Annotated in this window: 17 protein-coding genes; 12 read left to right on the plus strand and 5 right to left on the minus strand. The window is 54.5% G+C overall.

Annotated features, from left to right (window positions below; genetic code table 11):
- Position 1: 1 nt before the first annotated feature.
- From ACCW76_RS04835 to ACCW76_RS04845, 3 genes are all read left to right on the plus strand, one after another.
- On the plus strand, positions 2–481 hold the full coding sequence (locus ACCW76_RS04835) for a carboxymuconolactone decarboxylase family protein (RefSeq protein WP_038649331.1): 480 nt from the start codon (positions 2–4) through the stop codon (positions 479–481).
- Between the two features lie 95 nt (positions 482–576).
- Positions 577–1,212 carry a hypothetical protein gene (locus tag ACCW76_RS04840; RefSeq protein WP_045832991.1) on the plus strand — a complete coding sequence of 212 codons (636 nt, stop codon included), beginning with the start codon at positions 577–579 and terminating at the stop codon, positions 1,210–1,212.
- Positions 1,213–1,294: 82 nt separating this feature from the next.
- Positions 1,295–1,972, plus strand: a complete 678-nt coding sequence (locus tag ACCW76_RS04845; protein WP_045815910.1) for a MarC family NAAT transporter — start codon at positions 1,295–1,297, stop codon at positions 1,970–1,972.
- 30 nt (positions 1,973–2,002) lie between these two features.
- Here the strand turns inward: ACCW76_RS04845 and ACCW76_RS04850 are convergent, their stop codons facing one another.
- From ACCW76_RS04850 to ACCW76_RS04860, 3 genes are read right to left on the minus strand one after another with little or no spacing between them, the layout of a single operon-like run.
- The gene (locus ACCW76_RS04850) at positions 2,003–3,259 is read right to left on the minus strand and encodes a c-type cytochrome (RefSeq protein ID WP_038649336.1); all 1,257 of its coding nucleotides are present in this window, start codon (positions 3,257–3,259) and stop codon (positions 2,003–2,005) included.
- A 4-nt stretch (positions 3,260–3,263) separates the two neighbouring features.
- Positions 3,264–5,033, minus strand: a complete 1,770-nt coding sequence (locus tag ACCW76_RS04855) for a GMC family oxidoreductase (RefSeq protein WP_045815909.1) — start codon at positions 5,031–5,033, stop codon at positions 3,264–3,266.
- Positions 5,034–5,072: 39 nt separating this feature from the next.
- Positions 5,073–5,804: a gluconate 2-dehydrogenase subunit 3 family protein gene (locus ACCW76_RS04860; RefSeq protein ID WP_038649342.1), complete on the minus strand. Its 732-nt coding sequence runs from the start codon at positions 5,802–5,804 to the stop codon at positions 5,073–5,075.
- 533 nt (positions 5,805–6,337) lie between these two features.
- On the opposite strand from ACCW76_RS04860, the gene ACCW76_RS04865 reads away from it, so the two are divergent.
- The 8 genes from ACCW76_RS04865 to ACCW76_RS04900 all read left to right on the plus strand — a co-directional run bounded on the left by ACCW76_RS04865 (position 6,338) and on the right by ACCW76_RS04900 (position 16,134).
- Positions 6,338–7,909 (plus strand): ABC transporter substrate-binding protein, encoded by a 1,572-nt coding sequence (locus ACCW76_RS04865; protein WP_436337925.1) that lies wholly within the window; start codon positions 6,338–6,340, stop codon positions 7,907–7,909.
- A gap of 117 nt (positions 7,910–8,026) precedes the next feature.
- Positions 8,027–9,529 (plus strand): helicase HerA-like C-terminal domain-containing protein, encoded by a 1,503-nt coding sequence (locus tag ACCW76_RS04870; protein WP_436337926.1) that lies wholly within the window; start codon positions 8,027–8,029, stop codon positions 9,527–9,529.
- 158 nt (positions 9,530–9,687) lie between these two features.
- Complete coding sequence (locus tag ACCW76_RS04875) at positions 9,688–10,965, plus strand: DUF445 domain-containing protein (protein WP_436337927.1); 1,278 nt, start codon at positions 9,688–9,690, stop codon at positions 10,963–10,965.
- Between the two features lie 338 nt (positions 10,966–11,303).
- Positions 11,304–12,017: a deoxyribose-phosphate aldolase gene (gene deoC, locus ACCW76_RS04880; RefSeq protein ID WP_337023166.1), complete on the plus strand. Its 714-nt coding sequence runs from the start codon at positions 11,304–11,306 to the stop codon at positions 12,015–12,017.
- Positions 12,018–12,057: 40 nt separating this feature from the next.
- Entirely contained in the window at positions 12,058–13,575 is a 1,518-nt protein-coding gene (locus ACCW76_RS04885) for a xylulokinase (protein ID WP_436337928.1), read from the plus strand.
- Positions 13,572–14,903, plus strand: a complete 1,332-nt coding sequence (gene fucP / locus ACCW76_RS04890) for an L-fucose:H+ symporter permease (RefSeq protein ID WP_160868505.1) — start codon at positions 13,572–13,574, stop codon at positions 14,901–14,903. Before ACCW76_RS04885 ends, fucP begins: the two co-directional genes overlap by 4 nt.
- A gap of 2 nt (positions 14,904–14,905) precedes the next feature.
- Entirely contained in the window at positions 14,906–15,295 is a 390-nt protein-coding gene (locus tag ACCW76_RS04895; protein ID WP_436337929.1) for a VOC family protein, read from the plus strand.
- A 77-nt stretch (positions 15,296–15,372) separates the two neighbouring features.
- A complete protein-coding gene (locus ACCW76_RS04900) occupies positions 15,373–16,134 on the plus strand; it encodes a DeoR/GlpR family DNA-binding transcription regulator (protein ID WP_436337930.1) in 762 nt (253 codons plus the stop codon).
- 80 nt (positions 16,135–16,214) lie between these two features.
- Here ACCW76_RS04900 and lptG read toward each other — a convergent pair whose 3' ends face one another.
- On the minus strand, positions 16,215–17,291 hold the full coding sequence (gene lptG, locus ACCW76_RS04905) for an LPS export ABC transporter permease LptG (RefSeq protein ID WP_160868502.1): 1,077 nt from the start codon (positions 17,289–17,291) through the stop codon (positions 16,215–16,217).
- A complete protein-coding gene (gene lptF, locus ACCW76_RS04910; RefSeq protein WP_038649354.1) occupies positions 17,291–18,391 on the minus strand; it encodes an LPS export ABC transporter permease LptF in 1,101 nt (366 codons plus the stop codon). The genes lptG and lptF overlap by 1 nt, the downstream gene beginning before the upstream one ends.
- Before the next feature lie 267 nt (positions 18,392–18,658).
- On the opposite strand from lptF, the gene pepA reads away from it, so the two are divergent.
- On the plus strand, positions 18,659–20,170 hold the full coding sequence (gene pepA, locus ACCW76_RS04915) for a leucyl aminopeptidase (protein ID WP_034826455.1): 1,512 nt from the start codon (positions 18,659–18,661) through the stop codon (positions 20,168–20,170).
- The last annotated feature ends 67 nt before the right edge of the window (positions 20,171–20,237 follow it).

Below are 20,237 nucleotides of genomic sequence, written 5' to 3' on the forward strand. Positions count from 1 at the left end.
CATGACTTCACGCGTTAACCATTTTAAAACCGCGCCAGCACTGGCCAAATCCATGTCTGATTTTTCTAACACCGTGGCGAATACCGCGCTGGAGAAATCACTGAAACACTTGATCGATATCCGTGCTTCGCAGTTGAATCACTGTGCCTTCTGCCTCGACATGCATGTGAAGCAGGCGAAAATCGACGGCGAGCGCGAACTGCGTCTGCATCACGTTTCTATCTGGCGTGAATCTCCACTGTTCAGCGCTCGCGAGAAAGTGGCTTTTGCCCTGACCGAAGCCCTGACACGCATTGGTGAACACGGCGTGGATGAAGCGCTGTACGGTGAAGTGCGTGAACATTTCTCTGAAAGCGAAATCAGTGAGCTGACCTTTAAGATCGCTGCCATCAACACCTGGAACCGCCTGATGATTTTGTCACAGATGGCACCGGGTGCACTCGATAGCGCTTACGGGCTGGATCGTGCTGATTTGCGTTAATTTTTACCGCCAGTAGCCTGTGCTGCTGGCGTTGTCATGTTCATCTGCGCTGCCTGACGCTATAGTGAGATTTTGCACCACACAGGACAGCGCGCATGAAAGGCATCAATATTGCGATTTACTTCGATCCCGACCTGATTCACATCAACGTTCACCAGCAGGATGACAGCTATCTCAGCCAAAACTTCAGCTACGATGACAGTGTGATTGAAGAGATCTACCAGTGGCTGGAGCAGTTCACGCCTAATCGCACCCACATTTGCCTGATTGAGCACGATACTGCCGACATCCTCGCCGATGAGCTGGTGGATAACGGCTATCACGTCCATCAGGTGACGCAGCACGATCTCCTGAACTGGTTTGCCAGCGAGCCTCCCGCAGAACCCGATGGTTCGCCAGTGCGCGCCCTGCTGCGCTATCTGGAAAACGAAAACCCGTCTGAATACCAGTCTCGCACTCCGCAGATCGAAGCCTTAATGGATATGCTGGATGAGCTGGACGATCTGGAAGGCGTGGACGAAGTCGAGGATGAGGACAACCTGCCGGATGACGTACTGCGCTTAATGAAGCAGAAGAAAATCACCGCCAACCAAGCCGCTGAGCGTTTGCTGCCCGACGTCAATGAACGTATTCGCGAGCACCTGATAAGCTATCCTGAGCTGATGACGCCCGAACTGCTGGAAGATTTCTTCCCGGAGTTGCTGGAAGCGTTAGAAACGCCAAAACATTGATGCATTTTGCACACGCGCGCTAAATCGTGCCGCGACGCACCTTGACGGTGTGTCGCGCTGCCATTGGAACTCGGGGAAAATCATGCTGGAACTGTTTAAAGCCATCGGGCTGGGATTGGTGGTGCTGTTGCCGCTGGCCAATCCGCTGACCACGGTGGCGCTGTTTCTCGGACTGGCGGGAGACATGAATTTCCAGGAACGCAATCGTCAGGCGATGCAGGCCTCGATCTACGTGTTCCTGATTATGATGGTGGCGTGGTACGCCGGGAATGCGGTGTTGCACACCTTTGGCATCTCGATTCCTGGACTGCGTATGGCGGGTGGATTGATCGTCGCCTTTATCGGTTTTCGCATGTTGTTTCCGGCGAAACCGGTCGGCCATTCCGTCGAAGCCCGGCATAAACAGGATGAAATCGACGCCACGGATGCAAATCGTGAATCGGTGAATATTGCGTTTGTGCCGCTGGCGATGCCCAGCACGGCGGGTCCGGGCACCATCGCGATGATCATCAGTTCGGCCTCCACGGTGAAATCGGGCGTCGATTTTCCTGACTGGGTAGTGAACGTCGCGCCGGTGCTGACGTTCTTATCGGTCGCCGTGATTTTGTGGATTTCGCTGCGCAGTTCGGGTGCCATCATGAAGCTGGTGGGTAAAGGCGGAATTGAAGCCATTTCGCGATTGATGGGCTTTTTGCTGGTGTGTATGGGCGTACAGTTTGTGATTAATGGCGTGTTAGAAGTGGTGCGGACTTTTCATTGAAGAGAGTGCGGCCCGAAGGCCGCACCCGATTTACTCTGCTTTCAACGTCTTGCGCACATCCGCGACCTGATCTTTGGTCACGGCTGGGGCATTGTTACTCCAGCCCTGACGGATAAAGGTCGCCAGTTGCGCCACTTCATCATCCGTCAAACGCTTGCCAAAGCCCGGCATCGCGAGGGTTGACGGCGCCTTCTCGGTCGATGGCTGCTGCGCACCGGCGAGAATGGTGTGGATCAAGCCGGTAGGATCGTTGGCATTCACAATGGTGGCCTGATCCAGCTCCGGGAAGATACCTGGCGCGCCTTTACCGGTCACGAAGTGACAGGCACCGCAGTTATCGATGTACAGACGCTCACCTTCCGTCAGGTTTTTCGCTGCGGTCAGTTTGGCTTCCGTGGCCTGCTGCTTCTGCACGTTGTACGCCTGCAGCGGTGGATTGCCACCGATGAACTTCAGATAAGACGCTATGGCTTTCAGATCGGCATCCGTCATGTGCGAGCTGGAGTGCTCAATCACTGACTTCATCTCTCCGCCCACTGCGGCTTTGTCGTTACGACCGGTTTGCAGGTAATCGACGATCTCCTGCTCACTCCAGCGCGGTAAGCCACGCAGCGATGGCACATCCCAATTGTTCAGGCTACCACCAGCGAGGAATTTGTCGTCACCGCTGTCCAGCGCTTTCTCGTTCATGCCGAGACCGCGTGGCGTATGGCACGAGCCACAGTGCCCCAGGCTTTCTACGATGTATGCACCACGATTCACTTCTTCCGACGCGCCGCCAATCGGCTGGAACGGCTTATCAGAAGTGAATGCCCAGTTCCAGAAACGCATACCCCAGCGCTGACTGAACGGGAAGCTCAGTTTGGTCTCTTCCGGCTGCTCGCTGCTCGGCTTCACGCCCTTCATGAAGTAAACATACAGCGCGTGCATGTCTTCATCGCTGATTTTGGCGTAATCCGGGTACGGCATTGCCGGGTAAAGACGTGAACCGTCCGGCAGCACGCCTTTACGCACGGCATCAGAGAACTGCTGCTCGCTGTAATTGCCGATGCCGTGCTCTTTGTCCGGCGTAATGTTGGTGGAGTAGATGGTGCCGAGATTCGACTCAATCGCCAGACCACCGGCGTAATCGGCCTTGCCCGCGACGGTATGGCATGCCATGCAGTCGCCGAGACGTGACAGATATTCACCTTGCTTGATCAGCGCGGCTTCATCTTCCGCGTGAGCCTGGACCGCAAAGCTTCCCAGCAGTACGGCGTTAGCGATTAACAATGATTTTAATTTCATGTGCTTATGCCTGTACCAATGGACCTGGGTTTTTCAGATAGTGTTCTTTGATCGCCTGCGCAGCCATCAGGGTAATCGCGCCGATGGTATCGGTCGGGTTCGCCTGGAAGTTTTGCGGGAAGGCGTTACCGCCCGGTACAAACACGTTATGCACATCCCAGCTCTGCAGATACTTGTTCAGCGCCGAGGTTTTCGGGTTATCGCCCATCACCGCACCACCCACGTTATGGGTAGAAACGTATTTGGTCAGGTCAAAGTCCGCGCCCATTGGCAGGAAACTCATGCTCATGCTGTCTGGGTTCAGCTCTTTGGCGATATCGCCGACGATACCTTTCAGATGCTGTTGCAGCTTGAGTTCGTTCTCTTTCCAGTTAAAGGTCATGCGCAGCAGCGGCTGGCCACGATGGTCGGTGTAATGCGGATCCAGATCCAGATAGATATCGCGATACGACTGACAAGTGGTAGTGATGCTGATCTTCATGGAATGGTTGTACCACTCTTCCAGACCTTCTTTGTAACCCATACCCCAGGCTGGCGTGCCCTTTGGCAACGCTGCCGCCATTGGCGTACCGGTGGCTTGCGAGCTGTGGATCTTCGCGCCGCCGAGGAAGCCGAGGCCTGGACCGTCGAAGTTGCCTGGTGAGATGTCGTTGAACATCTGGCCAGTGGCGCCTGCGGTAGCGTAGGAGTTGAAGTTCTTGTCTTTAAAGAACAGGGTTGCGCCGCCGTTCGACAGGAACGCGTAGTTACGGCCCACCACACCTTCTTCGGTGATTGGGTTGTACGGCTTGCCGATACCTGACAGCAACATCAGACGCACGTTGTACAGCTGGAAGCTGGAGAGCACCACGATTTTGGCGGGCTGGAACACTTCGTTGCCGTCTGCATCGAAGTAGAGAACACCCTTCGCCGTTTTACCATCGTCGTGCAGCACCACTTTGTACACTTCCGCATGCACTTCGTAAGAGAAGTTAGGCATACGCTTCAGCGCATCCATCACAGCGGTTTGCGGTGAGGCTTTGGAGTAGTTCAGGCACGGGTATTTCGAGCAGTAACCGCAATAGTTACACGGCGCGATCTGGTTGCCGTACGGGTTTTTCCACGCGCGAGACACGCAAGCAGACGGGTTCGGGAACGGGTGGTAACCCAGCTTGGTCGCCGCTTCTTTAAACATCACGTTGTTCAGCGTGTCTTCCAGCGCAGGCAGCGGATATGGTTCAGAGCGTGGGCCTTCGAACGGGTCACCGCCTTCCAGAATCTGACCACGCAGGTTGCCGGTGTTGCCCGACTGGCCGCAGATCAACTCAAATTTATAGTAATACGGCTCGATCTCTTCCCAGGTGAACGGGAAATCCATCACGCGCATATCATCCTGCAATACGCCGGGTTTGTAAGCCTGATCGACGTAGGTCTTCAGTTTGATATCGGTTGGGGTTGGACGAATCAGTACCGCCGTCCAGTGCATACCTGCGCCGCCCACACCGGTACCCGGAGCGAATGCGCCCCATTTACGCGTCGGGAGTGCCGTCTGGCTCATGTTGTAACGCACGGTGACCGCCACTTCTTTTGGGGTGGCGAACACTTTGTTACGCACGTTATAGGCGTATTCATCAGCGGGTTTCGGGTAAGCGAAATCCGGGTAGTCACGCTCGCCGCCGCGCTCTAACGCGCGAACTTCCAGTCCGGCCATCGCCAGTTCGATACTCATCAACGAGCCGGCCCAGCCGAGGCCGCAAACGACGACGTCGACTTCTTTCTTTGTAATCTGTGCCATGTTAATCCTGTCTCACATACCAAATACGGGGGGGGAGGCTTAAGCGCGCTCACCCAAGAGGCTGACCGGTCCCAGCGGGTACGGCACGTTGTGCTGCTTCACCCACTCGGTGAAGCTGGCGCGTGCGCCTGGGAAACCAATCGCAATCCAGGCTTTCATGCCCTTATTGCCGCCGTACATGGGATCGGCGAGGTAACCGTGTTTGGTATCAGCCAGAAGCTGGCCAAAGAACTGCGAGGCTTTCAGGTTCGGTTCACCCATTGCCGGGAAATCGATACCGTCATTTTTATTGACCTTGGTCAGCACCGCGTCTTTCTCTTCCAGCGTCAGTTCATGGAAGGATTTTTTGTAGGTGCTCTGCGTCCACTGTTCCACCAGCTTGATGCCTGTGCGATACAGTTCCTGCGGGGTGTAAGGGATCTGATAACCCATGGTGGCTGGCGCGTGCACGTCGAACGGACCCTGCATGTAAATTTCGCCGCCGAACTCAGGGCTATGGAGTTGCTGATCGATAAAGATCGGCACGTTAGTTTCCAGTGCACCTGGCGCCTTGCCCTTACCACCGGCCGGAATCAGACGATCGGTCGCGGCCAGAATAAACTGCCACTCCTGAGCGCTGAAAAAGATCGGTTTGTAATCGGCGAGTTCCGGTGCTGCCATTTCCGCAGCTTGCGCCGCAGTTAATCCCTTAAATACCAGGTCGCTTAATGGCAAAGCCAATAACGACCCAAGCAAAAACTTACGTCTGGTGGTCGGTTTATTTAGAAGCATGGCGCGACGACTCTCACTTGCTAAGAAAGATAATTATTTTTGTTAATGGCTTTATAAATCGGTAAATAACCTGGCAATCTTAGGGATATAGATATTTCTGAATGTAAAAATCAATGTTCGGATGTGTTTTGATGAGAAACCATCATGATGTTGAATTTAGGTTAAGGGCAGGTAAAGGGCTTTCGGAGGGTGAATTGGACTTTTAACCGTACAATTGCTGTGTTTTTAGCAAGTCTGGATGGGCAAATGACCAAAATTGATCGCGTAAAGAAATAATCGCTCAATTCAATCGATAAAAATAAATCATACTTCCATACAAGAGAATTATTCTCATTAATAACATCTTATTTACTTAATTGACCAGTACATGAACGATCTATTTCCTGAAAATGACAGACGGCGCACAATTTAAGTGAAATAATCGCCGAATGTTATCATTTGTTAATTTCCGGCACAGCTCAGAACAAACCGGCATTTTGCCTGAGCGGCGGCAGCGATAGAGTCGATTAATCTATCACTCAGGAAAACAATAAATGCGTGCATTGATTTTGTTGGTCACTTTATGGAGTAGTGCATTTGCCTTACAGGCTGCCACACCGAAAGACACGCTGGTGGTCGCCGTACCGCTGGATGGCATTATCAGCTTCGACCCTGCAGAAAGCTTTGAAACCGTCAGCAACAGCGTACAGCGCAACATCTACCAGACGCTGGTACAAGCGGACCGCGATACACCACAGAAGCTGGCACCGCTGCTGGCAACATCCTGGCAAAGTGGCAGTTCGCCACACAGCCTGGTGTTTAACCTCAAACCCGGCACTCGCTTCTCCAGCGGTAATGCGGTGACACCGCAGGATGTGATTTTCTCACTGACGCGCGCCGTGCAGTTGAACAAGGCACCTTCTTTCATTCTCGCCGAATTTGGCTGGACCCGCGAAAACATCGCCAGCCAGTTTAAGGTGCTGAGTGACCATAAGTTGGAGATACAGTGGCCTGCACAGATCGGTCAGGACTTGGCGCTGCGCCTGCTGACTGCGCCGGTCGCCTCGGTGGTGGACAGTAAAACCGTGCAGCAGCATGCGGTAAATAACGATCTGGGTAATGGCTGGCTGCACACCCACACCGCTGGCAGCGGCGCGTTCACGATTCAACAGTATGTGCCGCAGCAGGCGCTGGTGCTGAGCGCCAATCCGCAAGCTAATCCGCAGCCACACCTGAAGCGTATTTTGCTAAAAGGCGTGGCCGATGCCGGTGCGCGTCGCCTGTTGATCCAGCAAGGCGATGTGGATGTCGCTTATCAGCTCGGCCCGGATCAAATCGATGCGCTGAAGAGCGATAAAAACCTGCGCATCGAAGCGTTCCCTTCGAGCCTGGTGTATTACCTGGGCTTCAATACCCAAAACAAAGCGCAACCGGCACTGGGGAATCCGGCCCTGTGGGAAGCGGCGCGTTGGTTGGTGGATTATCAATCCATCTCAAAAGATTTGCTGAAAGGTCAGTACCGCATTCATCAGAGTTTCCTGCCGCAGGGCTTTGATGGTGCACTAAAGGATCAACCTTTCCACTACGATGTGGCGAAAGCCAAAGCGATTTTGGCCAAAGGGGGCATTAAACCCGGCAGCAAGTTTGCGCTGACGGTGATTAACCAGCCGCCGTACATTGATGTTGCCCAGGCGCTACAGGCCAGCTTCGCCAAAGCGGATGTGCAGATTGAGCTGCAGCCGGTGGCAGAATCCGAGTTGTGGAGCAAAATGCGCGGCCGCGATTTCCAGTCGATCTTTATCTACTGGGGCGCGGATTACGTTGACCCCAATACCAATGCCAGCGCTTTTGCTTACAACGTGCCGGGCGGCTCAAAAACGCTGGCGTGGCGAGTCGGCTGGGAGATTCCTGCACTCAGCGCGAAGACACGTGCCGCAGCGGGTGAAAGTGACGCCACTAAACGCCGTGCGCTTTACACCGACCTGCAAAATACCGTGCGGCAGAACTCACCGTTTGTGGTGATGCTGCAGGGTGCGCAGCAGGTAGCGGTGCGTAACAACGTCAATCATGTGCAGCAAGGGATTGGGGTGAGCTTGCTGTTCTTTGATGTGGTACAGAAGCAGTAAATTCTGTTGATGGGGGAATGGCTTCCCCCATCAACACTTTCAGTACAATCTTCATCCTTCTCCTCGCATCGCTTGCTATTCTTTCTGGCATAACCTGTTGCCTGCGAGTGAAAAAATATGACCACCCCGTTGCTGATTGCTCAAACGCCCGACATCCAGTTATCCCTGCTTTCCAATATGGCGAACCGCCACGGCTTAATCACTGGCGCCACTGGCACCGGTAAAACCGTGACGCTGCAAAAAATCGCCGAGTCCTTCTCCAATATCGGCGTGCCGGTGTTTATGGCCGATGTGAAAGGCGATCTGACTGGCGTAGCCACCGCCGGTGAAGGCTCGGAAAAGTTGCTGGCGCGGCTGGAAAAGATTGGCGTGACCGACTGGCAGGCACAGAAAAATCCGGTGATGGTGTGGGACATTTTTGCCGAGAAAGGCCACCCAGTGCGCGCCACCGTTTCCGACCTTGGACCGCTGTTGCTGGCGCGCTTGCTCAACCTCAATGATGTGCAATCGGGCGTGCTGCAAATCATCTTCCGCATCGCCGACGATCAGGGCCTGTTGCTGCTGGATTTCAAAGATCTGCGCGCCATGACGCAATACATCGGCGATAACGCTAAATCCTTCCAGACGCAGTACGGCAACATCAACAGCGCCTCTGTGGGGGCGATTCAACGTGGCTTACTGGCGCTGGAACAACAAGGTGCTGAACACTTCTTCGGCGAGCCGATGCTGGATATCCGTGACTGGATGCGTTGTGACAGCGAAGGCAAAGGTTTCATCAATATCCTTTCCGCCGAGAAGCTGTATCAAATGCCGAAACTCTATGCCACCAGCCTGCTGTGGCTGCTGGCGGAACTGTACGAGCAGTTGCCCGAAGCGGGCGATCTCGATAAACCGAAAATGGTGTTCTTCTTTGATGAGGCACATCTGTTGTTTACCGATGCGCCGCCGGTGCTGCTGGAGAAAGTGGAGCAAGTGATCCGTCTGATTCGATCCAAAGGCGTCGGCGTCTATTTCGTCACGCAGAATCCGTCGGATATCCCTGACAATGTGCTCGGCCAGCTAGGCAATCGTGTGCAACACGCCCTGCGCGCCTTCACGCCGAAAGATCAAAAAGCGGTGAAAAGCGCCGCCGAAACCATGCGCGCCAATCCGGCATTCAATACCGTGGAAGCCATTCAGGCGCTGGGCACTGGCGAGGCGCTGATTTCGTTCCTCGATGAAAAAGGCAGCCCATCGATGGTGCAGCGCGCCATGGTGATTGCGCCCGGCTCGCGCATGGGGCCGATAACGCAGGATGAGCGCAACGGCCTGATCAATAACTCACCGCTGTACGGCAAATACGACACTGAAGTGGATCGCGAATCCGCGTTTGAGATGCTGCAAAAAGGGGTGCAAGCCGCGCCACAGCAGGCCGATGCGCCGGAAGCCAAAGGCAATAATGTCGAAGTTGATGATGGCATTCTCGGCGGGTTGAAAGACATTCTGTTTGGCACCACTGGACCGCGCGGCGGCAAGCGCGATGGCGTGGTGCAGAGCGTGGCAAAAAGCGCGGCGCGCCAGGTAACCAACCAGATCATTCGTGGCGTACTGGGGAGTTTGATGGGCGGCCGTCGTCGATAACACACTGAAAATATTTATCTTCCTCCGCGGCGCTACGTATGGCGCGGGTATCAGCAACGCCGCAGTGACACCTGTGCGCCGCGACATCAATGACGCTGATTGAATAGGTACAATGATTCGCACCGCCACCATAAGGTGTGGTCTGCTAAGATCGTTATATGGATAAATATCAACAACTCAAACGGAGCAAGCGTCTGGCACTCGCATTGCTGCTGGTTGCCGCAGTGACTTTTGTCGTGACGCTGTTTCTGCCGCCCAATTTCTGGGTGCTTGGTCTCAAGGCCATTGCTGAAGCGGCGATGGTCGGTGCGCTGGCAGACTGGTTTGCGGTGGTCGCGCTGTTTCGCCGCGTGCCGGTGCCCTTCATCTCGCGTCATACGGCGATTATTCCGCGCAATAAGGATCGCATCGGGGAGAATCTTGGCCGCTTTGTGCAGGAGAAATTTCTTGATACCGATTCGTTGCTGGCGCTGATACGCCGCCACGATCCCTCGCAGATGCTGGCGCACTGGCTCAACACACCGGGCAACGCCGATCGCATTGGTCGCCATCTGTTGCAGGTGATGCGCGGCTTCCTTGATCTCACGGATGATGAACGCATCCAGCGCTTCCTGCGGCGTGCCGTGCATCGCGCACTGGATAAGGTCGATCTGACACAATCCAGCGCACTGCTGCTCGACAGCCTGACCAAAAATAATCGTCATCAGGAACTGCTCGATGCCGCAGTACAACAGCTGCTGCGTCTGCTGCATAAGCCTGGCACGCGTGAATTTATCGCGGCTCAGATTGTGCGCTGGCTGAAGCGTGAACATCCGATCAAAGCCAAAATGCTACCCACCGAATGGCTGGGCGAGCACAGTGCTGACCTGGTGGCCAATGCCGTGGACTCGATTCTGGATGAAGTGGCGCTGGATCAGGGCCATGAATTCCGCCTCGGTTTTAATCGCGCCGTGCAGCGACTGATTGAGAAGTTGAAAACTGATCCCGAAATGGCTGAACGTGCTGAAGTGATCAAAAGCTGGCTGAAAGAGGATGAGTCGCTGAATCGCTACATTGGCGAGCTATGGCAGGACTTGCGTAGCTGGCTGAAGGCCGATCTTAACAGTGAAGATTCTCGCGTGCAGGAGCGCGTGCGTCTTGCCGCGCTATGGTTCGGCGAAACGCTGGCAGCAGATGAAGCGCTACGTACCTCGATGAATCAACACCTGGAAGATGCCGCCCGCAGCATTGCACCCGAGTTCGCCGAATTCCTGACGCGCCACATCAGCGATACCGTAAAGAGCTGGGATGCGCGAGAGATGTCACAACAGATTGAGTTGAACATTGGCCGCGATCTGCAGTTTATTCGTATTAACGGGACGTTGGTGGGAGGCACGATCGGGTTGGTGTTGTACTTGTTGTCGCAGTTACCTTCGTGGGTTCAGCCGCTGCTTTAACTCTTGCAAAGTCGGACAATAGATCTCGCCTCTACGGTTATGTTGTAAAGGCGAAACCTGGCGCGCCCGTTCTGGGCGGCCTGAAGGCCTCAGCTTACAAATGTCCAACATGTAGAAGTATCGCAACGAAGTTTGCGGGATGCAGACGCAGATTTCATATCCTGCATACTCGCTAACAGCGCAGTGTTTTGCGCATTACCGCATCGCTCTATTCCTCTCCTTTGAATTTACTTTCACTTATTTTTACTTGCTGGATCACAGATCTCTTAATTTGCATTTACCTTCATTTTAACTTTCATTTATTGTCACATTGTGATTTAACTTGAAAGGAAAAGAAAATGAACCGTATCACTCAACAAATGGCGCGCATGATCGATCTCAGCGCCGTGCAGGCCACCAACACCGAAGCCGACATCCGTCAATGCGCCGAATTGGCGATCCGCTACAACATTATTGCCATTCACGTATTGCCTTGCTGGACGCGTTTCCTCAGCACCTTACTGCCAGAACAAGGCCGTGGAGACATCATGATTGGCGGCCCGGTTGGTTTCCCAAGCGGCGGCCACGCGACCGAGACCAAAGTGCAGGAAGTTCGCCAGCTGATCTGCGATGGCGCCCGTGAGGTCGATATGGTGGTGAACATCGGCAAAGTGTTGTCTGGCCGGTTTGATGAAGTAAAACAGGATCTGCAACGCGTAGTGGAAGCGGCGGCACCTATTGAAGCCAAAGTGATCCTTGAAACCCATTATCTCGATGAACAGCAGATTCGTCGCGTATGTGATATCGCGGTGGAAGCGGGCATGAAGTGGATTAAGACCTCGACCGGTTGGGCAGCTAGCGGCGCGACGGAAGAGAAAGTGGCCATCATTGCCGATCAACTGCAAGGACGTCTGCGCATTAAAGGATCGGGCGGCATCCGCGACCTCGATACTATCCGCACGCTTTACCGCCTCGGCGTTCGTCGCTTTGGCATGAGTGCCAGCGCCACTGAAAAGGTACTCGCACAACTGGAACAGGATCCATCACTGTTCCCGGAACTGGCTCAGGACTGAACAAAACGCTGCAACTCTCCGGCGTAATATGGAGTGAATAATGAAAAAATTACTTCTTACCCTCGATATTGGAACAGGCAGCGCACGCGCTGCCCTTGTGACTACCGATGGCGATATTGTTGGTTTTGCCCAACGTGAATATGCACAGACAAGCCCGCAGCCAGGCTGGGTGGAACAAGCCCCTTCGCTGTGGTGGTTATCTGTTTGCGACGGCATCCGGGAACTGAATGCGCGCTTTGGCGCTGAAATGACGCAGCTGGCTGCGATTGCGGTCTGTGGGCAAATGCATGGCACGGTGCTGTTGGATAGTGCTGGCCACCTGGTTGAGGACCGTGCGCTACTGTGGAATGACAAGCGCGCCTGGTCGCAGGTTGCCGCCTTCCGGGAGCAGGAAGATGCGCTGTTTTGGCTTGAGCATCTCAATAATCCCCCTACACCCGCGTGGCCAGCATTCAAGTTACTGTGGATTCGTGAACATCATCCTGATGTGTGGTCGCGTGTCGCCAGTGTGTTGATGCCGAAAGATTTTATCAACTTTCAGTTAACCGGCGTACGTGCCACCGATTACAGCGAAGCCTCGTGTTACTACCTGATGGACAGCGCCACACGCCAGTGGTCGAGTGCCGCGCTCGACCGTTTTCAACTCCCGGCCAGTCTGCTACCGAAGATCCACGCCGCCAGTGACGTGATTGGCGCAATCAGTCAGGAAGCTGCACAAGAAACGGGCTTGCGGCCGGGTATTCCCGTCGTGGCCGGCACGGCCGATATGGCTGCCAGTCTGCTCGGTTCAGGTGTTTACCAGCCAGGCCAGGCATCTGACAGCACCGGTACTTCAACGCTGATTACTGTGGTGAGCGATGCGCCGCTGCTGCACACACAGGTGAACAATCTGCACCTGAGCAATAAGGCGTGGGGTGGTTTCACTTTGCTGGATGCTGGTGGCGATGCCATGCGCTGGGCGCGTGAAGCGTTCGGCGGCGGTCATCATTCGCATCCTGAGATGCTGCGCCTGGCTGCAGAAAAGAAACCGGGCGCAGAAGGATTGCTGTTCCTGCCGTATCTCACCGGCGAACGTCTGGCAGAGAAATGCAACTCGCGCGGGCAGCTATTTGGCTTACAGCGCCGGCATGAGGCAGGCCATCTGTATCGTGCCGTGCTGGAGGGCGTAGCGTTTGCCTCATGGCGCAATCTGCGTCAGCTCAGTGAATGTTGCAACATGCCGGATAGCATTATTGCCTCTGGCGGCGGATCGCGTAGCGAACTGTGGCTGAGCATCAAAGCCTCGGTTTATAACCGCCCTATTTTGCAAACTGCCAACCAGGAAAACGGTACGCTGGGCTGCGCCATTCTCGCTGCCACGGGTATTGGCCACTTCAATGACCTCGGCCACGGGGTACAACGCATGGTGCGGATTGCCGGTGAAATCCAACCGGATGCCCGCTTGCATGCAGCCTACCAACGCCAGTTCGATATCTTCGACCAACTTTATGTACAGGCACAACCGCTTTGGGATCGTCTCGATGCCGTGTCCGCCTGTTTTGAGGAGCAGGGATCATGAGCGAAATAGTGATTAAGAAGCAGGATCAGGTTGCCAGCGCGCACGGTGAAACCCTGGATCGTAGCGCCTATCTGCCAGCCACGCCGTGGCTGCAACTCTTGATGGTCTGCTGCCTGTTTGCTTTGTGGGGCATGGCGGGCAATCTCAATGACATCCTGATTGCTCAGTTTAAAAAGGGCTTTGACCTGAGCGATACGCAAACCGCGCTGGTGCAGTCAATCTTCTTCCTTGGCTACTTCCTCGTCGCGTTGCCCGCCGCAGCGGTCATTAAGCGCTACTCCTACAAAGTGGCGATCATTATCGGGCTTTGTTTGTACGCTGCGGGTTGTTTCCTGTTCATTCCGGCAGCCCATGCCATGACATACGCCGCGTTTCTTGGTTGCCTGGGCGTGATTGCCAGCGGATTGTCGTTCCTCGAAACATCTGCCAACACCTATTCAAGCCTGCTCGGGACCGCAGAAACCTCGACTCAACGTATTAACTTCTCGCAGATCTTTAACTCGGTCGGCGTGATTATGGGCGTGGTTATTGGTCAACAGCTGATCTTTAACAAGGACGATTTGACCCACGATCAACTGGCGGCGCTGCCGGCTGAAGCAGCAGATGCGATTCGTCAGCAAATGGTGTCTCAAGTCGTCACACCGTACCTGATCATCGGGTCGATACTGGTGGTGCTGGCGCTGGTTTTTGTCGCGGTAAAGTTCCCGGCATGCAAACCCATCGCAAAAGCAGATGCGGTAAAAGAGCCGCTGATGCAGTCGCTGAAAAAGCTGTGGGCGGTTCCGCGATTCCGTATGGGCGTGCTCTCACAGTTCCTTTATGTCGGTGCGCAGGTGGGTCTGTGGAGCTTCACCATCCGTTTCGTGCAGCTGATTGAGCACGGTACCACCGAGCACTCGGCCACCTGGTGGTTAATCGCCACGTTGCTTTGCTACTCAGCAGGCAAAGTGGTCACCACCGCGTTAATGAAGCGCTATAGTCCGGCGCTGTTACTCGGCGTGTTCTGTTCGTTATGCGTCATGCTGTTACTGTTTGCCGTCAGCCAGAAAAGCATGGCGGCCGTCGTCGCCATTATGGGGGTGAATTTCTGTATGGCGCTGTGCTGGCCGACAAACTTCGGCTTAACCATTAAAGGCATGGGTGCAGAAACTCAACTGGCAGGATCGATTGTGGTGATGTCCATTATTGGTGGCGCGGTGATTCCGCTGGTGATGGGAATCATGTCAGACATGAACGGTGGCGATATGCAGTTCGCCTTTATCATTCCACTGGTGTGTTTTGCGTATGTGGCCTTCTTCGGCTTCTGGTGCCAGCGCAAGGGAGTTTAAATGTGATCAAATCATTAGCGCACATCGGATTACGTACGCAGAACATCGTAGCAGCACGTCATTTTTATCAGTCGCTGGGATTTACGTGCCAACGCCAGCTGGATATCCAGGAACCGCGTGGCACGATTGCCGTCGCGTTTTTACAACAGCAAGGCATTGTATTAGAGCTCTATCAGTTGCCGTGGCAAACTGATGCACGTGCCGCGCAAGATAGTGGCGTTGATCATCTCGCGTGGCAGGTTGAGGACCTTCTCGCTACGGAAGAGTGGGTGAAATCGCTCGGTTACCCGTTAATCGAAGGACCTTGCGATCATCCTGCGGGCAGCCGTTATTTTATGATTGCCGGACCAGATGGTGAACGCGTGGAGTTTCTGCAACCGCTTAACCATTGAGTGAATTATCCGGGCGGAGTTCACGCCGCCCGGAAGCTGCGATAGAGTGATGCGGTTTTCCCACGTCTGAGGCCAATATGTATTTAGAGGAAAGACAAGAAAAAATCCTCGCCATCCTGAAAGAGAAACGCAAAATCTCGGTTGGCGAAATGAGTGAGCACTTCAATGTTTCCGGTGCCACCATTCGTACCGACTTACGCTTGATGGAAGAGTCTGGTCAGCTCACCCGCACTCACGGTGGTGCGATTCTGCGTACCCGAGCCAGCTTCGAAATGGGATCAGATCTGCGTGAAAGTCTGCATATTGATGCCAAAGCACGCATCGGTGCGCGCGCCGCTCAGCTCGTAGAAGATGGCGATATCATCGTACTTGATACGGGCACCACCACACTGCATATCGCACATCATTTACGCGATCGTAAAAATCTCACCGTCATCACCAATGATTTTGCCATCGCTCGCGTGCTGGAAGAAGCCAGCGCCGTGCAGCTGGTGCTGCTTGGTGGCATGGTGAAAAAAGGCTATCACTGTGTCATCCCTGCTGCGGGCGGCCAGATGATGGATCATCTCAACGTGGATAAAGCCTTTATGGCGGTGAATGGCATTTCGCTCAAGCAAGGGGCATGTGTCGCGGACATTATGCTGGCTGAAAGTAAACGCACCATCATTGAACACGCCAGTCAGGTTATCGTGGTATGTGACAGTAGCAAGCTGGGAAACACCTCGCTGGCGCAATTTGCCCGTTGCGATCAGGTCGATATGTTGGTGATGGATACGTTACCAGAAGACGCCGAAATCTGGCAGCAAGCTGGAATAGCGCTGGTTACCATTGAGAGTTGAGTTCAGGAACGCATAGAGAGAAGCAACACGCCGCAACAAGCGTAAATCCAGTGCTGTCGCGACGTGCTTCTAACGAAGTATCAACTGCGCTTCATCAACAGATACAAGCTGATGGCAAAGAACGCGGCGCTCGGCAATAGCGCCCCCAGAATCGGCGGGATGCCATACACCAGACTCAGCGGTCCGAAGATCTGATCCAGCACGTAGAACAGGAAGCCGAAGCTGATACCCGTCACCACGCGCACGCCCATCGACACACTACGCAGCGGACCAAAGATAAACGACAGCGCCATTAGCATCATCACCGCCACGGACAGCGGCTGGAAGATTTTACCCCACATGTTCAGCAGATAACGCCCTGACACCTGGCCACTCTGCTTAAGGTATTTGCTGTAGTTGTACAGACCGCTAATGGACAGTGCATCCGGATCCAGCGCGACCACGCCGAGTTTGTCAGGCGTCAGGTTGGTTTTCCACTCCCCGCCCAGACTTTGCGAACCGGTAATCTGTTTCGCATCACTCAGGTTGGACTCATCCACCTGCGACAGCTGCCACAACTTCTTGTCTTTGTTCCAGGTCGCACTGGCGGCATAACGCACGCTGAGAAGACGGCGCTGATCGGTGAAGGTGTAAATGCTGACACCATCAATCTCGCTGTCGCCTTTAATGCGTTCGATGTAGATAAAGTCATGGCCATCTTTCGCCCACAGCCCATTCTGCGTCGACATCAGCGAGCCGCCGTACAACTGCTGCGCACGGTAGTTACGCGCCATCTGCTCGCCCTGCGGTGCCACAAATTCGCCGATAGCCATGGTCAACAGCACCAGCGGAATCGCGGTTTTCATCACCGCCAGCGCCACCTGCATACGGGTAAAGCCCGATGCCTGCATCACCACCAGCTCGCTGCGCTGCGCTAGCGTTCCCAAGCCCAACAGTGCACCCAGCAGCGCGGCCATCGGGAAGAAGATCTCAATATCTTTCGGAACGCTGAGCAGCGTGTAGTAACCGGCGTCGAGCGCGGTGTAAGCGCCCTGCCCGGTTTTACGTAGCTGATCGACAAACTTGATGATGCCCGATAGCGACACCAGCATGAATAATGTCAGCATGATGGTGTTGAAAATGGTTTTGCCGATATAGCGGTCAAGGACCTTAAACATCACTGCGATCCTCCACGACTAAAGCGACCACGAATGCGTCGCATCGGTACCGTATCCCACAGGTTCAACATCACGGCCAGCGCCAGATAAGCCAGGTTCACTACCCACATCCAAATCGCGGGATCGAACTTGCCTTTCGCTGCGTTAGAACGTAACGAACTCTGCAGCAGGAAGAAGATCAGATACAGCAGCATCGCAGGCAGCATTGACAGCACACGCCCCTGACGAGGGTTGACCACGCTGAGCGGCACCACCATCAACGCCATCACCAGCACCGCAAACACCAGCGTTAAACGCCAATGGAATTCGGCCTGGAACTGCGGCGTTTTGTTTTGGTACAGCGTGCTAATGCTCGCCTGATCGGCATCATTCGGATCGAGCGTGGCTTCTTTATAGCCCACCAGCGCCTGGTAGTTGGTGAAGTCGGTGATGCGGAAATCGCGCAGCATCGCCGTGCCCTCGAAGCGCGTGCCTTTATCCAGCGTCACCACTTGAGAACCGTCTTTGCGTTGTTCCATATGACCGCTGTCAGCCAGCACCACCGATGGGCGTGCATTGCCTTTCGGACGCAACTGGGCCAGGAATACGCTACCAAAGTGATTACCCTTCACATTTTCCACAAACAGCACAGTATTACCGTCGCTGGAGGTCTGGAACTGGCCCGCCGCCAGCGCCGCTGCGCCAGGGTTGGCTTTGGCATTTTGTGTGACTTCATCCTGGTAACGCGATGACCATGGTCCTAACCAAAGGACGTTGACCGCTGCGACCGCTGAAGTCAGCAGCATCAGGATCATCGCGGCCTTGACCAGCACGCTTTTCCCCAGGCCGCAGGCATGCATCACCGTGATCTCACTTTCGGTGTACAGCCGCCCAAGGGTCATTAAAATCGCCAGAAACAAGCTTAGGGGCAGGATAAGTTGTGCCATTTCAGGCACGCCAAGTCCTAACAATGTCAGAACCAGATTTGTTGGGATCTCGCCATCCACCGCTGCACCCAAAATCCTGACTAACTTCTGGCAAAAGAAGATCAGTAGCAGGATGAACAGGATAGCCAGCTGGCTTTTGAGCGTTTCCCGAACCAGATATCTAATGATGATCACGCTTAGTACGCCTGTGATAACTTGTCTTTTTGCAGGAAAATCGCTAGTTTCAACGCTTATCAGCCATTTTTCTTCATCAATGGCCGTCATCGTAGCTAAAATAGTATGACGAACGCGTTAGGGTGGTGAAAAAACAACACATTGCCACCACATCTCATTATGACCGTCGGCGTTAAATTGTCATGGCGCCGCTAAAAATAATGGGTTACGAACGCGCTACATTCTAACGACAGCTAAGGCCGTTGTCTTTAAGATTCAGGAGAGTGCATGGAGTTCAGTGTAAAAAGCGGTAGCCCGGAAAAACAGCGTAGCGCCTGCATTGTTGTAGGCGTTTTCGAACCGCGCCGTTTGTCACCCATTGCTGAACAGCTGGATAAAATCAGCGACGGCTACATCAGCGCCCTGCTGCGCCGCGGTGAACTGGAAGGCAAAGTCGGTCAGACATTGCTGCTGCACCATGTGCCTAACATCCTGTCTGAACGTATCCTGTTGATCGGCTGCGGTAAAGAGCGCGAGCTGGATGAGCGCCAGTACAAGCAGGTGATTCAGAAGACCATCAATACGCTGAACGACACGGGTTCGATGGAAGCGGTGTGCTTCCTGACCGAACTTCATGTTAAAGGGCGCAACACTTACTGGAAAGTCCGCCAGGCGGTTGAAACCTCAAAAGAAGCGCTCTACAACTTCGACCAGCTGAAAAGCAATAAAGTCGAACCGCGTCGTCCACTGCGCAAGCTGGTGTTCAACGTGCCAACCCGTCGTGAACTTACCAGCGGTGAACGTGCGATTCAGCATGGTTTAGCGGTGGCAGCGGGCGTCAGAGCCGCTAAAGACCTCAGCAATATGCCGCCAAATATTTGTAACGCCGCGTATCTGGCGTCGCAGGCGCGCCAGTTGGCTGATGCGTACAGCAAAAATGTCACCACGCGTGTCATCGGCGAACAGCAGATGAAAGAACTGGGCATGAACGCGTATCTGGCGGTCGGTGCTGGCTCACACAACGAATCATTGATGTCGGTGATTGAATACAAAGGCAGTACCGATCCGGAAGCGCGTCCGATTGTGCTGGTCGGTAAAGGCCTGACCTTCGATTCCGGTGGTATCTCGATCAAACCTGCCGATTCGATGGATGAGATGAAGTACGACATGTGCGGCGCGGCGTCCGTGTACGGCGTGATGCGCATGGTGGCAGAACTCAATCTGCCGCTGAACGTCGTCGGCGTACTGGTGGGTTGTGAGAACATGCCGGATGGTCGTTCAATGCGTCCTGGCGATGTGCTGACCACCATGTCGGGCCAGACCGTCGAAGTGCTGAATACCGATGCGGAAGGCCGTCTGGTGCTGTGCGATGCGCTGACTTACGTGGAGCGCTTCGAGCCAGAAGTGGTGATTGACGTCGCGACCCTGACCGGTGCCTGCGTAATTGCGCTGGGCCATCACGTCAGCGGTTTGATGTCGAACCATAATCCGCTGGCGCACGAGCTGATCAGCGCCTCAGAACAAGCAGGTGACCGCGCGTGGCGTCTGCCGATGGCCGATGAGTATCAGGAGCAGCTGGAATCCAATTTTGCCGATATGGCAAACATTGGCGGTCGTCCCGGCGGTGCCATCACGGCGGCCTGTTTCCTGGCGCGTTTTGCGCGTAAGTTTAACTGGGCGCACCTGGACATCGCGGGTACCGCATGGCGTTCTGGCAAGGCCAAAGGCGCCACCGGCCGCCCGGTTCCGCTGCTGTCGCAGTTCCTGTTGAACCGCGCGGGTCTGAACGGCGACGACTAAAGCCGCGAAAAAATATACGCAAATAATTCGAGGCGTAAGAAGGCGGCAAATGAGCGACAAATCGACT

The organism is Pantoea sp. C8B4 (assembly GCF_051336905.1).
GTDB classification, from domain to species: Bacteria; Pseudomonadota; Gammaproteobacteria; order Enterobacterales; family Enterobacteriaceae; genus Pantoea; species Pantoea rwandensis_B.